Genomic DNA, 15,358 nt, shown 5'->3' with positions numbered 1-15,358 from the left:
CATCATGACGCGCATGCACAACCCGCCGCACCCCGGCGCGGTGCTGGCCGATTGGCTCGCTGGCATGGACGATATGACCATTACGGCGTTCGCCGCGCACATCAGCGTGACGCGCGCAACGCTCTCGCGCATCCTGAATGGTCATGCATCGATCACGCCGGATATTGCCATTCGCCTGGAAGAAGCCCTGGGCGCGAGCCGCGAGATGTGGAGCGGCATGCAGATGGCATACGACCTCTGGGTCGCGGCGCAAAGGCCGCGCAAGCGCATCAAACGGCTGCCCCGCCCCGCAGGCAAGGCTGCGGAGGCCGATCTCGCCTGAGGGACATGCGGGCCAGGCAAAAAGGCGAGGCCGCTCGCGCGCCTCGCCGTGAACCGAGCGGCCCTTCAGTTGAGATGACCGACCGCGCGCAGGTATTCGTTCTTCTTCTCGAAGATCAGCGCGCTCAGAAAGGCGGCGTCATAGGCGGCCAGCAAGTGCGCGTGGTGTTCTTCGATATAGCGGGCCACGCGCGCCTTCTCGCATTCGATGCCGCACAGCCATTCATACATCTCGGCGTCCCAGCGGAAGCGCAGGCCCAGCTCGATAAACGCGGCGTTGTAGGCGGCGAGCTGGGTGTCGCGCGGAATGGGTTGGTTATCGGTGCCGACCGTGATGGCAGCCTGGCTGCTTTCCTGCTGGACCTGGTTCATGCTCGTCTCCTCAGATGCGCTGTAGCGGTTGGGTTGAGACAAGCATAGGGACCGCGGATGATTTACGATAATTAAAGTTTCATAGCAAAACCATAATCAATTGTTTATGCATTCTGACTGATCAAACCTTCCACCCCGGTAATCCGCTCGATCAGTCCCGCGCCTTCCTCCATCAGGAACTGCTTGAACGCCAGCGCCACCGGTGGCAGCCGCTTGTTCTTGCGGTGCACCACATACCAGTTGAGCATCACCGGGAAGCCCTCGATGTCCAGCACCGCGAGCTTGCCGGCCTGCAATTCCAGGCCGACCGTGTGCGCCGACAGGAAGGCGATGCCCATATTGGCGATCACGGCCTGCTTGATGGTCTCGGTGCTCTTGATCTCCATCGCGATGCGCATGTTCGACAGACGCCCGGCAAAGCCCTCCTGCATTGAATTCCAGGTATCCGAGCCTTTCTCGCGTGAAACGAAGGCTTCATCAGCCAGCTCGGCCAGCGGGATATTGCGCTGTCCGACCAGCGGGTGGGTGGGCGCAGCCACGATGACATAGGGATGGGGGGCGAAGGCCTCGTTGATGGTGTCCATGCCTTCGGGCGGACGCACCATCACCGCCAGGTCGGTCAGGTTGCCGGCCAGCTGGTGCAGCAATTCCTCGCGGTTATGCACGGCAAGGTTCAGCGTCACGCCTTCATGGCGGTTCATGAACTCGGCCAGCAGGCGCGGAAAGAAATAGTCGCCGGCGCTGATCACCGCCACGTTGAGCCGGCCGCCGGAGATGCCCTTGAGCTGGGACATGGCGTCTTCGGCCTCGCGGAACTGCTGGATGATGCTGCGGCTGTAATGCAGCATCTCGTGGCCCGCCGGGGTCAGGTAGATCTTCTTGCCCAACTGCTCGAACAGGGGCAGCCCCACGTGGTGCTCCAGCTGCCGCACCTGGGTCGATACCGCGGGCTGCGTCAGGTGCAGTTCCTCGGCAGCGCGTGAAAAGCTCATATGGCGGGCAACGGTCTCAAAGACCTTCAACTGCCGCAGTGTGGCGTTCCTCATCCTCGTCCCGTGCAATATATAAACGATTGGCTATATAAACGATAAAAAACTTTATGCAGTGCTGATCTTAGATTCAAGTAGCATCAATCGTCGGATTTGCCTGCCCCGCCCCGAATCCGGCTCTCCGGCTTGCGCCAGGAGCCCGCCAATGGCCACAAGCATGGCCGATAACAACGATGGCTGCCTACAGCCACGACAAAAAATACACAAGGAGACTACCGTGACCGGACTGAATGCAACGGTGCGTGCAACGCGGCACCCCGCCATGCCTGAAGAGACCCGTCGCAGCCACGCCGGTGCGGGGCAGGGGGGCAGGTCGTGAATATCTCGCTCCCCCAACTGAAGGCCTTCGCCGCAGTGGCGCGGCACAAGAGCTTTACGCGTGCCTCGGTTGAGCTGGGCCTGACGCAATCCGCGGTCAGCCGCAGCGTGCGTGAACTGGAAGATGAGATCGACCAGCGCCTGTTCGACCGTACCACGCGCCAGGTGGAACTGACCGATGCCGGCCAGCACCTGTCGCAGCGCATCTGCCACCTGATCGAAGAGGTCGAGCAGACCCTGCGCGACAGCCAGAGCGCCAGCCGTCCGTGCCAGGGCCTGGTGCAGATCGCTTCGGATCCGGTGCTCAGCTCGATGTCGGTGCCGACCTGGCTGGCCGGCTGCCGGCAAGCGTGGCCGGCGATTGCCATCCACCTGAAGGACCGCTCGCAGGAGTCGGTGCTGCAAAGCGTGCGCAGCGGCGAGGTGGACTTCGGCATTGCCACCGATCCGAAGCCAACCGACGACCTCTATTGTGAACCGCTGTGCGTCGATGCCTACCACGCCGTCCTGCCCGCCCAGCACCCGCTGGCGATGCGCGACGCGGTAGGGTGGGGCGACCTGAGCGATGCCCGCGTGCTGGCCCTGGACCAGCAGTGCGGCATGCAGCCCGCGGTGGAGAAGGCGCTCAGCAGCTATCACGTGCGCGCGGGCTCGCTGCAGTTGCTCGGCCACTTTGCCGCAGTGTTCGGCATGGTGGCGCTGGGCCTTGGCATCGGCGTGGTGCCGTCGCGTGCCCAGGTGGGCGGCATGAATCCGGCGGCGGTGATGCGGCCGCTGCGTCCGCAGGTGACTTCCACGGTGATGCTGGTTCGGCGCAAGAGCCGCTCGCTCAAGCCCAATGCCGCGGCAATCTGGGATGCCTTGCGTGGCCAGGAATATCAGGAGTCGCCGGTGGTGCATCGAAAAACCACCATGGTGTGAGGCAATCGGCTCATCAGGGGGCATGGGGCGGGCATTCGTTGTATTAGTGCAAAACTTCTATTGATATATCACATACAGGATATTTACACATAGTGCGGTGCAGCATATAATGAAAACTCCTGATCACAACGCTATTGGAGTTTTCAAATGGAAGTCGCTCTTCTCTTCGCTCTTGGCCTGGGCCTGATTGCTGCCGGTGCCGGCGTGACCACGCTGCTGGCCACGCGCCTGCCGATGGACGTGCTGGTGACCGCGCAGGAGCACGGTCGCTTTGCCGGCCTGGGCTCGAACCAGGAAGGCGATGGCGTGGGCCGTGCCAGCCCGTCGCGCATCGTGCCCGCTGCCGGTGAACTGGCCTACGCGTAATGCGCGCCGGCGCCATGCGCCATCGCGCTGAACCGCGCAACCAGCAAGGGTTGTAGCGGCCGGCACCCCTTGTGGCAGTACCTCGGTTGACACCTGATCTGCGGCATTCGCCGCGAGCCAGGGCAGGGTTCTGCACGAACCTGCGGCCGCCACCATCTTCCTCCCCGATCGCTGCCAGCGATCGCCCTGCACGACCCCTCTTCCTGCGCCCCGGTTCCAGGCCGGCAGGCTCCCTGCTGTGTCTTTAACGCCGCTTCCGGCGTCGTTCCCAAGCCATACGCGCGTCACCAGACATTAATGTATGCATCTAGGGACTTTCCCCAATTCATCGTTTTCCCGATTTTTCCGGGGCGCGATCCCCGGCATTCTTGCGGATGCCATCAGTCGGCCGATTAATGTGCCGATGCATGGCAACTGCTTGATTTCCAACGACTCCGGATGCTGTCGGACCGGCCATTGATGCAGTGTGCGCACCAGTCGCACTGCAGCAACGGCCACCCAGGCGTCACTCACCGCGATCCCATGCTGCAGAGCCGCGACGAATACGCTTGACTTACCTGATATATCACATACCGTATAGCACTAGAACGGCTCAGCTGTTCTTTGACTGAGAGTCACGCAGAGGCGTCTACAGGCGCCCATCTTCCACCTTGGCGGCACGCCGCTATAAGGAGACATCATGGAATTGCAGCAGAGGGAGTCCACGTCGCGCTTTGCGTCGCCGTGGGTGCAACTGGTATTCGGCGTGATCTGCATGGCGATGATCGCCAACATGCAATACGGCTGGACGCTGTTCGTCAACCCGATCGACGACAAGTACCACTGGGGCCGCACCGCGATCCAGGTGGCCTTCACCATCTTCGTCGTGACGGAAACCTGGCTGGTCCCGATTGAAGGCTATCTGGTCGACAAGTACGGCCCGCGTCCGGTAGTGGTGGGCGGCGGCCTGCTGTGCGCCATTGCCTGGGCCCTGAACTCGGTGGCGTCCTCGCTGCCCATGCTTTACTTCGCGGCGGCGATCGGCGGCCTGGGCGCGGGCGCTGTGTATGGCACCTGCGTGGGCAACGCGCTGAAATGGTTTCCCAATCGCCGGGGCCTGGCAGCGGGGATTACCGCAGCCGGTTTCGGCGCGGGCTCGGCGCTGACCGTGGTGCCCATTGCCAACATGATCAAGACTTCGGGCTATGAGGCTGCGTTCCTGTGGTTCGGTCTTGGCCAGGGCCTGATCGTGTTCATCCTGGGCATGGCCCTGTACCCGCCGTCGGCCAAGATCCTGAGCGAGGTCAAGTCCACGCTGAAGGCTGCCGCAACCTACAACGCTTCGCCGCGCGAGGTGCTGAAGTCGCCGATCTTCTGGGTCATGTATGCGATGTTCGTGATGATGGCCGCCGGCGGCCTGATGGCCACCGCCCAGCTCGGCCCGATCGCCAAGGACTTCGGCCTGCACGACGCCCCGATCTCGATCCTCGGCCTGACCTTGCCGGCGCTGACCTTCGCACTGACCATCGACCGCGTGCTCAATGGCCTGACGCGCCCGTTCTTCGGCTGGATCTCCGATCATATCGGCCGTGAACGCACCATGTTCTTTGCCTTCGGGGTCGAGGCCATCGGCATCCTGCTGCTGTCCAAGTACGGCCACCATCCGGTTGCCTTCGTGGTGCTGACAGGCGTGGTGTTCTTTGCCTGGGGTGAGATCTACAGCCTGTTCCCTGCCACCTGCGGCGACACCTTCGGGCCGAAGTTTGCCGCCACCAACGCGGGCCTGCTGTACACCGCCAAGGGCACGGCCGCGCTGCTGGTGCCGTTCTCCAGCGTGATCACCACTGCCACCGGCAGCTGGCATGCGGTCTTCATGGTGGCCTCCGGCATGGCGGCATTGACCGCGGTGATGGCGCTGTTCGTGCTCAAGCCGATGCGCGAGGCCCATGCCCGCAAGTATGTGCATGCCAATGCCTCGGCACCGATGGGCTACCGTACCGTGCCGGAAGACCTGACCTGATGAAGAAAGCAGTACGGCGCCTCCGGCGCCGGCAGGATCCGGACGTGGCGGCTGCGATGCGTGCACAGGCGCCGCGCCCGGTAGCACAATACGAAAAATAGAAAGAGCGACAGGGAGGCGGCCCGCCGGGCGCCTTCCTGATCGCACATCGGATACCCACAAACAGAATCCAGGCACGCCATGAACCAGGTTGTCATTCCTCTCGAGGCGACGGGGCTCGGCCGGCAGCGCAAGCGCCGCCAGCCCAAGGGCCGGCAGGTAGACGCGGCCGCGCTGGCCGAAGTGCGCGTGGCGCTGGGCGACATGCCCCGCCGGCGCGACTTGCTGATCGAACACCTGCACTGCATCAACGACCGCTACGGCCAGCTGGCGATGCCGCACCTGGTGGCGCTGGCCAGCGAACTGCGGCTGTCGATGACCGAGGTCTATGAAGTCGCCACCTTCTACCACCACTTCGACGTGGTACGCGAGGACGCCGACGGCCAGATCGCACCGCCGCCGGCGTTGACCGTGCGCGTATGCGAAGGCATTGCCTGCGAGCTGGCGGGCGCACAGGCGCTGATCGACAAGCTGCCCGCGCTGCTCGGCACTGACGTGCGCGTGGTGGCCGCGCCCTGCATCGGCCGCTGCGAGAAGGCGCCCGCGGCGCTGGTCGGGCAGAATCCGGTCGACACCGCCACGGCCGAGGCCATCGACGCCGCCGTGCAGGCAAAGGCCGTGCGCCATGCGCCCGAGCCCTATATCGGCTACGACGCTTACCGGAAGGACGGCGGCTATGCCTTGCTGAAGTCCCTCGCCAGCGGCGACCTGGATCCGGCCGCCGTGCTGTGCACGATGGAGGACTCCGGCCTGCGCGGCCTGGGCGGCGCAGGCTTCCCGACCGGGCGCAAATGGCGCATCGTGCAGAACGAGCCCGCGCCCCGGCTGATGGCCATCAACATCGACGAGGGCGAGCCCGGCACCTTCAAGGACCGCGTCTACCTGGAACGCGATCCGCACCGTTTCCTGGAAGGCATGCTGATCGCGGCGACGGTGGTCAACGTGTCAGCGATCTATATCTACCTGCGCGACGAATACGCCGGCTGCCGCGAGCTGCTGGCGGAAGAACTTCAGCGGCTGCAGCAAGACCCGCCAATCCCCGGCCTGCCGACGATCGAACTGCGCCGCGGCGCGGGCGCCTATATCTGCGGCGAAGAGTCGGCCATGATCGAGTCGATCGAAGGCAAGCGCGGCATGCCGCGGCTGCGCCCGCCCTATGTGGCGCAGGTGGGCCTGTTCGGACGGCCCACGCTGGAACACAACTTCGAGACCCTGTACTGGGTGCGCGACATCATCGAGAAGGGCGCCGAGTGGTTTGCCTCGCAGGGGCGCAACGGGCGCAAGGGCCTGCGCTCGTTCTCGGTCTCGGGCCGCGTGAAACGCCCCGGCGTGCACCTGGCACCGGCCGGCATTACCGTGCGCGAGCTGATCGATGAATACTGCGGCGGCATGCTCGACGGCCATGCGTTCTACGGCTACCTGCCGGGTGGCGCCTCGGGCGGCATCCTGCCGGCGTCGATGGGCAATATCCCGCTGGACTTCGACACGCTGCAGCCCTACGGCTGCTTTATCGGCTCGGCCGCGGTGGTGATCCTGTCCGACCAGGACAGCGCCACGCAGGCAGCGCGCAACCTGATGCACTTCTTCAAGCACGAGTCCTGCGGGCAATGCACACCGTGCCGCACCGGCACCGCCAAGACGCTCGACCTGATCCGCCAGCCGAAGTGGGACCTGCCGGCGCTGGATGACCTGTCCGCGGTGATGCGCGATGCATCGATCTGCGGGCTGGGGCAGGCCGCGCCCAATCCCGTCGACTGCGTCATCAAGTACTTCCCGCACGAACTGGCCTGAGAGACTGACATGAATGCACTGACCCGCGCCGAACGCGCGCTTGTCGAATCCGCCGAGCCAGCCGTCACCTTCACGCTCAATGGCCGCGAGGTGAGCGCCCAGCCCGGCGAAAGCCTGCTCAAGGTGGCCCAGCGCGAAGGCTTCGACGTGCCGCACCTGTGCTACAAGGACGGCCTGGAGCCCGCCGGCAACTGCCGCGCCTGCATGGTCGAGATCCAGGGCGAGCGCGTGCTGGCCCCGTCCTGCTGCCGCTATCCCGCCGAGGGCATGCAGGTGCAGACCGAATCCGAGCGCGCCCGCCGCGCCCAGCGCACGGTGCTGGAACTGCTGCAGTCGGACATGCCCGAGACCGACTACACCCGCCACAACGAGCTGGACCAGTGGGCCGCGAAGCTGGAGGTCGGCAAGCCGCGCTTTGCCCCGCGCGAACGCGTGGCGGCGGATTTGTCGCATCCGGCCATCGCCGTCAACCTGGATGCCTGCATCCAGTGCACGCGCTGCCTGCGTGCCTGCCGCGACGAGCAGGTCAACGACGTGATCGGCCTGGCCCTGCGCGGCGACGAAGCCCGCATCGTGTTCGACATGGACGACCCCATGGGCGCGTCGACCTGCGTGGCCTGCGGCGAATGCGTGCAGGCCTGCCCGACCGGTGCGCTGATGCCCGCGCGCGACGCCGCGCTGGCGGTGCCGGACAAGCAGGTGGACTCGGTCTGCCCGTACTGCGGCGTGGGCTGCCAGCTGACCTACAACATCAAGGACAACCGCATCCTGTTCGTGGAAGGGCGCGATGGCCCGGCCAACCACGAGCGGCTGTGCGTGAAGGGCCGCTACGGTTTTGACTACGTGCAGCATCCGCAGCGCCTGACGGTGCCGCTGGTGCGCCGCGAAGGCGTGCCCAAGCAGGGCGATTTCGTCATGGATCCGGACCACGTCATGGACGTGTTCCGCGAGGCCACCTGGGAAGAGGCGCTGGCGCTGGCTGGCGGCAAGCTCGCGCAGATCCGCGACACCCACGGCAAGCGCGCGCTGGCAGGGTTTGGCTCGGCCAAGGGCAGCAATGAAGAGGCCTACCTGTTCCAGAAGCTGGTGCGCACCGGGTTTGGCAGCAACAACGTCGACCACTGCACGCGGCTGTGCCATGCCTCGTCGGTGGCGGCGCTGCTGGAGGGGATCGGCTCGGGCGCGGTATCGAACCCGGTGATGGATGTCGACAAGGCCGAGGTGGTGATCGTGATCGGCGCCAACCCGACCGTGAACCACCCGGTCGCGGCCAGCTGGATCAAGAATGCGGTGAAGAACGGCACCAAGCTGATCGTGGCAGATCCGCGCCGCTCGGACCTGGCGCGCTTTGCCCATCGCTTCATGCAGTTCAAGCCCGATGCCGACGTGGCGCTGCTCAACGCGATGATGCATGTCATCGTCACCGAGGGCCTGGTGGACCAGGACTTCATCGACAGCCGCACCATCGGCTTTGACGAGCTGCAGCGCAATGTCGCGGCGTACAGCCCGGAACTGATGGCGCCGGTGTGCGGCATCGAGGCCGAAGTCATCCGCGAGGTGGCGCGGCTGTATGCCACGTCCAAGGCCTCGATGATCCTGTGGGGCATGGGCGTGTCGCAGCACGTGCACGGCACTGACAACGCGCGCTGCCTGATCGCGCTGGCGCTGATGACCGGCCAGATCGGCCGCCCCGGCACCGGCCTGCATCCGCTGCGCGGCCAGAACAACGTGCAGGGCGCGTCCGATGCCGGCCTGATCCCGATGATGTACCCGGACTACCGCCGCGTGGACGATCCCGTGGCGATCGCCAGCTTCGAGGCGCTGTGGGGCATGCCGCTGGACCGCCAGCCCGGCCTGACCGTGGTCGAGGTGATGCAGGCGATCGAGCGCGGCGAGGTGCGCGGCATGTACATCATGGGTGAGAACCCGGCGATGTCAGACCCCGACGCCGAGCATGCGCGCGAGGCGCTGGCCTCGCTCGACCACCTGGTGGTGCAGGACATCTTCCTGACCGAGACCGCCTACCTGGCCGACGTGGTGCTGCCGGCTTCGGCCTTCCCGGAGAAGACCGGCACCTTCACCAACACCGACCGCACCGTCCAGCTCGGCCGCCAGGCATTGAACCCGCCGGGGCAGGCGCGCCAGGACCTGTGGATCATCCAGCAGATGGCGGCGCAGCTGGGGCTGGACTGGCACTACGACGGCGTGGCCGAGGTCTTCGACGAGATGCGCCAGGCCATGCCCAGCATCGGCGGCGTGACCTGGGAGCGGCTGGAGCGCGAACACGCCGTGACTTATCCGTGCAAGGAAGAGGGCGACCCGGGCGAACCGGTGATCTTTATCGACAGCTTCCCGACCGCCAGCGGCCGGGGGCGCTTCGTGCCGGCCGACATCATCCCGGCAGCCGAGCGGCCCGATATCGACTACCCGATGGTGCTGATCACCGGCCGCCAGCTCGAGCACTGGCACACCGGCAGCATGACGCGGCGCGCCGGCGTGCTGGATGCGATCGAGCCCGATCCGGTGGCGCTGGTGCACCCGCTGGACCTGGACGCGCTGGGCGGCAAGCCGGGCGACGTGGTCACGCTGGCATCGCGCCGCGGCGAAGTCACGCTGTACGCGCGGGCCGACGCCGGCACGCCGCGCGGGGCGGTGTTCGTGCCGTTCTGCTATTACGAGGCGGCGATCAACAAGCTGACCAATGCGGCACTGGACCCCTTCGGCAAGATCCCGGAGTTCAAGTACTGCGCGGTGAAGATGGCACTGGGCGGCGCGCCGCCGGAGCAGTCGAGCTACGGCGGCGGGCAGATCCTGGCGGCGGTGTAGGGCCGACCGCAAGCCCTGGCGGGGCCGTCTGCGCGGGTAGCGCAGGCGGCCCTTTTTGTTGGGTGATTATCCGGAGTTTCGGGAAATTGATTGCTGTAGCTTCCGGCTAATCAAATCAATCGTGACAGGCTACGCTTCGGTTCATTCCCTACACAACCCGGAGCCCGCCATGAAAGCCATCGGCCTGACCCAGTACCTGCCCATCTCCGACCCGCGTTCGCTGCAAGACGTGGAGATCGACATGCCCAGCCCCGGCGGCCGCGACCTGCTGGTGAAGGTTGAGGCCGTCTCGGTCAACCCGGTCGACACCAAGGTGCGCGCGCCCAAGGCGCAGGTAGAGCCCGCGCCGCGCGTGCTGGGCTGGGACGCGGCCGGCACGGTGGCCGCCGTGGGGCCGGAGGTGACCCTGTTCAAGGTCGGCGACCCGGTCTACTACGCGGGCAGCATCACTCGGTCCGGCTCCAACGCCGAGTTCCACCTGGTCGATGAGCGCATCGTCGGCCACAAGCCTGCCTCGCTGGATTTCGCCAACGCGGCGGCGCTGCCGCTGACGGCGATCACCGCCTGGGAGGCTCTGTTCGACCGGCTGGGCATTTCGCCCAATGGGGATCACGCCGGGCGCCCGGTGCTGATCATCGGCGGCGCGGGCGGCGTGGGCTCGATCGGCATCCAGCTGGCCAAGGTGCTGGCCGGGCTGACCGTGATCGCCACCGCGTCGCGGCCCGAGTCGCAGGAATGGTGCCGCCGCCTTGGCGCCGACCATACGGTTGACCATCGCGGCGACCTGCCGGCGCAGCTGAAGGCGCTGGGATTTGCCGAGGTCGACTACATCCTCTGCTTCAACGATATCGACGGGCATTTCCCGGCGATGGCTGAAGTGGTCGCCCCGCAGGGCAAGATCTGCACGATCGTCGCAAATACGCGGCCGTTGCCGGTGGAATTGCTCAAGAACAAGAGCGCCACCTTCGTCTGGGAATTCATGTTCACGCGCGCCATGTACAGCACGCCCGACATGGTCGCGCAGCATCGTCTGCTTAACGAGGTCACGCGGCTGGTCGATGCCGGGCGCCTGCAGACCACGCTGGGCGAGAACCTGGGGCGCATCAATGCGGAGAACCTGCGGCGCGCGCACGCCATGCTGGAAGGCGGGCGCACTATCGGCAAGCTGGTGCTGGAAGGGTTCTGAGCCGGCGTGCCGCGCCCGGCAAACGACAACGCCCGCCGGGATGTCCCGGCGGGCGTTGCGCGTTCCCGGGGCAGGGGTCAGCCCATCTTGCCGAGGATGCTCTGCATCTCGTCGCTATTGAAGGCGCGCAGGGTTTGGGTGCGCACGTTGCCGGCTGCGCCGATGGTCAGCCCGAAGCTGGTCATGGTCTCGTCGTCGGGCGCTTCGACGGTGAGCACGATGTCGTATTCGCCCAGCGTCCAGTAGATGTCTTTCATCTGCACGCCCAGGCGTGCCCCCATCTCGCGCACGGCGGCCGCGCGCTTGGTGGTGTCCTTGACGGTGCGGATGCCCTGGTCGGTGAAGCTGGCTAGCACGATGTAGCGGGTCATGGCGGGACCTCCGGTTATGGTTGGATCGGTCGCCGTCCCGGCGGCGTGCATGGGGCAAGCGGCCGGGGCAGTGGTTCAGGGCTTCGGGGCGTGGCGAGGCGCGAATGGCATGGCGCCTCACCGTTGATGCTCGCGATGTCTGAGCAACTTCATGCCAACGCATATTGCGCGCCAGTCGGCGCGGCAGGCCAGGATGCGGATCGCGGACGCGCGCTCGGCTGTTCCAGCCGGCCGGTGTGTGCCGGTGTGTTTCAGTTGCGATACTGCGTGCGACTCAGTCCCCTGGGCTGCCACCGTCTGCGCTGTCGGGCGTGTCGAGCGCACGCATGTTGTCCAGCAACTTGAGCAGGTAATGCAGCGTGTGCGTCAGGTCATTGGTAGAAAACCCCGTCAGCGCCTGCTCGTAATAGGCCCGGATCTTCGGCTGCGCCTGGTGCAGCCAGACCTCCCGGCCCGGTTCGCTCATCCGTATCAGCCGTGAGCGGCGGTCGCGGCCGTCCGGGGCCAGCGTGACGTGGCCGTCGCGTTCCATCCGGCTGACCAGTCCTGACAGGTTCTGCCGGCTCACCATCAGGTAGCGGGCCAGGTCGCCCACGCTCATGCCATCGGCGGCTTCCGGACGCGACAACGCGCCGAGCACGGCCCACTGCTGCGTCGTCAGGCCCTCTGCCTCGACGGCTCGTGATCCCGTTTTATGCAACATATTTGCGCATTGGTATAGCCGGAAGAAAAGCCGGTTGGCCAGTTCCATGCGCGCGTTTGTGGGGAGTTCTACTTCTAAGTCCGGGTTAACCATAGTCTTTTTCACAGTGTTGGCGTCTTGCGCAGGCAATGGCTGCCTCCTATTATAGGTAAATATATTTACCTAATTGGCGGTGCGATGTGACGGCATCATGGCCGGCACGATAGCACCGGAATCCTGAAAGGAGAACGCTGTGCAAGGACTTGAAGGCAAGACGGTCATCGTGACCGGTGGTGGCGGTGGTATCGGCGGTGCAACGTGTTTGCGCTTTGCGCGCGCCGGGGCGGCGGTGGGCGTACTCGACCTTAACCCGGAAGCGGCCGAGCGCGTCGCCGGCCAGATCCGCGAGGCTGGCGGGCGGGCGCTGGCGATCCGCTGCGACATCACCGAGCGCGCCAGCGTGGATGCCGCGGTGGCGGCAGTGGAGCAGGGCCTGGGCCCGGTGGACGTGCTGGTCAACAACGCCGGCTGGGATGTGTTCAAGCCGTTCATCAAGACCGAGCCCGCGCAATGGGATCGGCTGATCGCCATCAACCTGATCGGCGCGCTGCACATGCACCACGCGGTGCTGCCGGGCATGGTCGCGCGCCGGCGCGGACGCATCGTCAGCATTGCCTCGGACGCGGCGCGCGTGGGTTCGTCCGGCGAGGCGGTCTATGCCGCATGCAAGGGTGGGTTGGTGTCGTTCTCCAAGACGATTGCCCGCGAACATGCGCGCCACGGCATCACCGCCAACGTGGTGTGCCCAGGGCCGACCGAGACCGCGCTGTTCGAAGACTACAAGCAGGGTGCGGGCAACCCCGAGAAGCTGGTGGAAGCCTTTACCCGCTCGATCCCGCTGGGCCGCATCGGCCAGCCCGACGACCTGCCCGGCGCGGTGCTGTTCTTTGCCAGCGACGACGCCGGCTTTATCACCGGCCAGGTGCTGAGCGTGTCGGGCGGCCTGACCATGAACGGCTGAGCAAGCAAACACCAGAAAACGGAGACCACCATGCAATACGAAGACATCCTGTACGAAGTGCGCAACGGCGCCGCCTGGATCCTCATCAACCGCCCGGAAAAGATGAACGCCTTCCGCGGCCGCACCTGCGACGAACTGATCCACGCCATCAACCGCGCCGGCTATGACCGCGAGATCGGCGCCATCGTGCTGGCCGGTGCCGGCGAAAAGGCCTTCTGCACCGGCGGCGACCAGTCCGCGCACGAGGGCCAGTACGACGGCCGCGGCACCATTGGCCTGCCGATGGAAGAACTGCACAACGCCATCCGCGACGTGCCCAAGCCGGTGATCGCGCGCGTGCAGGGCTATGCCGTGGGCGGCGGCAACGTGCTGTGCACGATCTGCGATTTCACCATCGCGTCGGACAAGGCCGTATTCGGGCAGGTCGGGCCCAAGGTCGGTTCGGTCGACCCGGGCTACGGCACCGCCTTCCTGGCGCGCGTGGTGGGCGAGAAGAAGGCGCGCGAGATCTGGTACCTGTGCCGCCGCTACCCGGCCGCGGAAGCGCTGGCGATGGGGCTGGTCAATGCGGTGGTGCCGCACGAGCAGCTCGATGCCGAGGTACAGAAGTGGTGCGACGAGATCATGGAGAAGAGTCCCACCGCGATCGCCATTGCCAAGCGCTCCTTCAATCTCGATACCGCGCACCAGAGCGGCATCGCCGGCATGGGTATGTACGCGCTCAAGCTCTATTACGACACCGAGGAATCGCGCGAAGGCGTGCGCGCTTTCCAGGAAAAGCGCAAGCCCGAGTTCCGCAAGTACGCGAAGTAAGCCGTGCCGTCCGAACCAGCGGAGACCACCATGAATCCCTATCTTGACGAAGACCTGACGGCGCTGGCCGAGCACGCGCGCCGCTTTGCCGATGCGCGCGTGGCGCCCGGCTACCTGGAGCGCGACCGCACCCGCGTGCTGGACCGCGCGCTGATGCGCGAAATGGGCGAGATGGGCTTTATCGCGCCCGAACTGCCGGAGCAGTATGGCGGGCAGGGCATGGGCTCATTGGCCGCCGGCGTGATCCATGAAGCCGTGGCGCGTGCCGACCTGAGCCTGTCGTACATCAACTTGCTCGCGTCGCTCAATGGCCAGATCCTGGCGCACCATGCGCAGCCGGAAATCGCCGGACCGTGGCTGCAGCGCCTGACGCGCGGCGAGGCGCTGCTGGCAATCGCGCTGACCGAGCCGCGCGGCGGCTCCGACGCGGCCAGCCTGCGCCTGCGCATGGAGCGCGATGGCGACGTCTACGTGCTCAACGGCGAGAAGACCTCGATCTCCGCCGCCGACCAGGCCGATGCCGCGGTGGTCTTTGCCCGCAGCGGCACCGTCGAGTCCGGCGCGCGCGGCGTGTCTGCGCTGCTGGTGCCGATGGACCTGCCGGGCATCACGCGCAACCGCTTCGACTGCCACGGCCAGCGCGCCATCGGGCGCGGCTCGATTTTCTTCGAGAACGTGCGCGTGCCGGCCAGCCACCTGCTCGGCAAGGAGGGGGAGGGGTTCGTGCAGGTGATGCAGGGCTTCGACTTCTCGCGCGCGCTGATCGGCCTGCAGGTGCTGGCGGTGGCGCAGGCCGCGCTGGACGAGACCTGGGCCTACGTGGCCGAGCGCCAGGCCTTCGGCAAGCCGCTGTCGGCCTTCCAGGGCGTGTCGCATCCGCTGGCCGGTTTCGAGACCCAGGTGCAGGGCGCGCGCCTGCTGTGCCTGCAGACGCTGTGGCTCAAGGACCGTGGCCTGCCGCATACCGCCGAGGCGGCGATGTGCAAGTGGTGGGCGCCCAGGCTGGCGTACGACGTGGTGCACCAGTGCCTGCTGTCGTTCGGCCACGGTGGTTATGACCGCGGCGTGATGGAGCAGCGCCTGCGCGATGTGCTGGGCTTCCAGATCGGCGACGGCACGGCACAGATCATGAAGACCATCATTGCCCGCACGCGCGCGGGGCGCGAAGCCGTACCGGCCTGAAGCGGCGCCACGACCGCCGAGCCGTCCGATAAAGAGGAGAG

Annotated in this window: 14 protein-coding genes; 10 read left to right on the top strand and 4 right to left on the bottom strand. The window is 66.0% G+C overall.

Translation table 11 applies throughout. The annotated features are described in order from the left end of the window. Positions 1–4 precede the first annotated feature (4 nt). Positions 5–322: a HigA family addiction module antitoxin gene (locus C265_RS01120; protein ID WP_010810210.1), complete on the top strand. Its 318-nt coding sequence runs from the start codon at positions 5–7 to the stop codon at positions 320–322. 65 nt (positions 323–387) lie between these two features. Here the strand turns inward: C265_RS01120 and C265_RS01115 are convergent, their stop codons facing one another. Then, entirely contained in the window at positions 388–693 is a 306-nt protein-coding gene (locus C265_RS01115) for a hypothetical protein (RefSeq protein WP_010810209.1), read from the bottom strand. A gap of 104 nt (positions 694–797) precedes the next feature. After that, positions 798–1,739, bottom strand: a complete 942-nt coding sequence (locus C265_RS01110; protein WP_010810208.1) for a LysR family transcriptional regulator — start codon at positions 1,737–1,739, stop codon at positions 798–800. A 318-nt stretch (positions 1,740–2,057) separates the two neighbouring features. Here C265_RS01110 and C265_RS01105 point away from each other — a divergent pair, with 318 nt between their 5' ends. From C265_RS01105 to C265_RS01080, 6 genes are all read left to right on the top strand, one after another. Beyond that, entirely contained in the window at positions 2,058–2,981 is a 924-nt protein-coding gene (locus C265_RS01105; RefSeq protein WP_010810207.1) for a LysR family transcriptional regulator, read from the top strand. 147 nt (positions 2,982–3,128) lie between these two features. After that, positions 3,129–3,347: a hypothetical protein gene (locus tag C265_RS01100; RefSeq protein WP_010810206.1), complete on the top strand. Its 219-nt coding sequence runs from the start codon at positions 3,129–3,131 to the stop codon at positions 3,345–3,347. Between the two features lie 679 nt (positions 3,348–4,026). Beyond that, positions 4,027–5,346 (top strand): oxalate/formate MFS antiporter, encoded by a 1,320-nt coding sequence (gene oxlT / locus C265_RS01095; protein WP_010810205.1) that lies wholly within the window; start codon positions 4,027–4,029, stop codon positions 5,344–5,346. A 180-nt stretch (positions 5,347–5,526) separates the two neighbouring features. Then, a complete protein-coding gene (locus tag C265_RS01090; protein ID WP_010810204.1) occupies positions 5,527–7,236 on the top strand; it encodes an NADH-ubiquinone oxidoreductase-F iron-sulfur binding region domain-containing protein in 1,710 nt (569 codons plus the stop codon). A 9-nt stretch (positions 7,237–7,245) separates the two neighbouring features. Continuing rightward, entirely contained in the window at positions 7,246–10,062 is a 2,817-nt protein-coding gene (gene fdhF / locus C265_RS01085; RefSeq protein WP_010810203.1) for a formate dehydrogenase subunit alpha, read from the top strand. Between the two features lie 169 nt (positions 10,063–10,231). Further along, positions 10,232–11,248 carry a zinc-binding alcohol dehydrogenase family protein gene (locus C265_RS01080; protein WP_010810202.1) on the top strand — a complete coding sequence of 339 codons (1,017 nt, stop codon included), beginning with the start codon at positions 10,232–10,234 and terminating at the stop codon, positions 11,246–11,248. A 77-nt stretch (positions 11,249–11,325) separates the two neighbouring features. Here C265_RS01080 and C265_RS01075 read toward each other — a convergent pair whose 3' ends face one another. Next, positions 11,326–11,619, bottom strand: a complete 294-nt coding sequence (locus C265_RS01075) for a GYD domain-containing protein (RefSeq protein ID WP_010810201.1) — start codon at positions 11,617–11,619, stop codon at positions 11,326–11,328. Between the two features lie 274 nt (positions 11,620–11,893). After that, positions 11,894–12,415, bottom strand: coding sequence for a MarR family winged helix-turn-helix transcriptional regulator (locus tag C265_RS01070; RefSeq protein ID WP_037023415.1), 522 nt, complete (start codon positions 12,413–12,415; stop codon positions 11,894–11,896). Positions 12,416–12,554: 139 nt separating this feature from the next. Between C265_RS01070 and badH the strand changes: the two genes are divergently transcribed. From badH to aliB, 3 genes are read left to right on the top strand one after another with little or no spacing between them, the layout of a single operon-like run. After that, entirely contained in the window at positions 12,555–13,322 is a 768-nt protein-coding gene (gene badH, locus C265_RS01065) for a 2-hydroxycyclohexanecarboxyl-CoA dehydrogenase (RefSeq protein ID WP_010810199.1), read from the top strand. Between the two features lie 30 nt (positions 13,323–13,352). Then, complete coding sequence (gene badI / locus C265_RS01060) at positions 13,353–14,135, top strand: 2-ketocyclohexanecarboxyl-CoA hydrolase (RefSeq protein WP_010810198.1); 783 nt, start codon at positions 13,353–13,355, stop codon at positions 14,133–14,135. A 30-nt stretch (positions 14,136–14,165) separates the two neighbouring features. Then, positions 14,166–15,317: a cyclohexanecarboxyl-CoA dehydrogenase gene (gene aliB, locus C265_RS01055; protein WP_010810197.1), complete on the top strand. Its 1,152-nt coding sequence runs from the start codon at positions 14,166–14,168 to the stop codon at positions 15,315–15,317. Positions 15,318–15,358 lie beyond the last annotated feature (41 nt).

It is taken from the genome of Cupriavidus sp. GA3-3 (assembly GCF_000389805.1).
GTDB classification, from domain to species: domain Bacteria; phylum Pseudomonadota; class Gammaproteobacteria; order Burkholderiales; family Burkholderiaceae; genus Cupriavidus; species Cupriavidus necator_D.
Note: the sequence above shows the minus strand (reverse complement) of the source record. Positions and strands in the feature narration are given on the sequence as shown.

Coding starts and splice junctions, on each gene's coding strand:
- C265_RS01120 (WP_010810210.1), top strand. CDS start 5: ATGACGCGCATGCACAACCCGCCGCACCCCGGCGCGGTGCTGGCCGAT.
- C265_RS01115 (WP_010810209.1), bottom strand. CDS start 693: ATGAACCAGGTCCAGCAGGAAAGCAGCCAGGCTGCCATCACGGTCGGC.
- C265_RS01110 (WP_010810208.1), bottom strand. CDS start 1,739: ATGAGGAACGCCACACTGCGGCAGTTGAAGGTCTTTGAGACCGTTGCC.
- C265_RS01100 (WP_010810206.1), top strand. CDS start 3,129: ATGGAAGTCGCTCTTCTCTTCGCTCTTGGCCTGGGCCTGATTGCTGCC.
- oxlT (WP_010810205.1), top strand. CDS start 4,027: ATGGAATTGCAGCAGAGGGAGTCCACGTCGCGCTTTGCGTCGCCGTGG.
- C265_RS01090 (WP_010810204.1), top strand. CDS start 5,527: ATGAACCAGGTTGTCATTCCTCTCGAGGCGACGGGGCTCGGCCGGCAG.
- fdhF (WP_010810203.1), top strand. CDS start 7,246: ATGAATGCACTGACCCGCGCCGAACGCGCGCTTGTCGAATCCGCCGAG.
- C265_RS01080 (WP_010810202.1), top strand. CDS start 10,232: ATGAAAGCCATCGGCCTGACCCAGTACCTGCCCATCTCCGACCCGCGT.
- C265_RS01075 (WP_010810201.1), bottom strand. CDS start 11,619: ATGACCCGCTACATCGTGCTAGCCAGCTTCACCGACCAGGGCATCCGC.
- C265_RS01070 (WP_037023415.1), bottom strand. CDS start 12,415: ATGGTTAACCCGGACTTAGAAGTAGAACTCCCCACAAACGCGCGCATG.
- badI (WP_010810198.1), top strand. CDS start 13,353: ATGCAATACGAAGACATCCTGTACGAAGTGCGCAACGGCGCCGCCTGG.
- aliB (WP_010810197.1), top strand. CDS start 14,166: ATGAATCCCTATCTTGACGAAGACCTGACGGCGCTGGCCGAGCACGCG.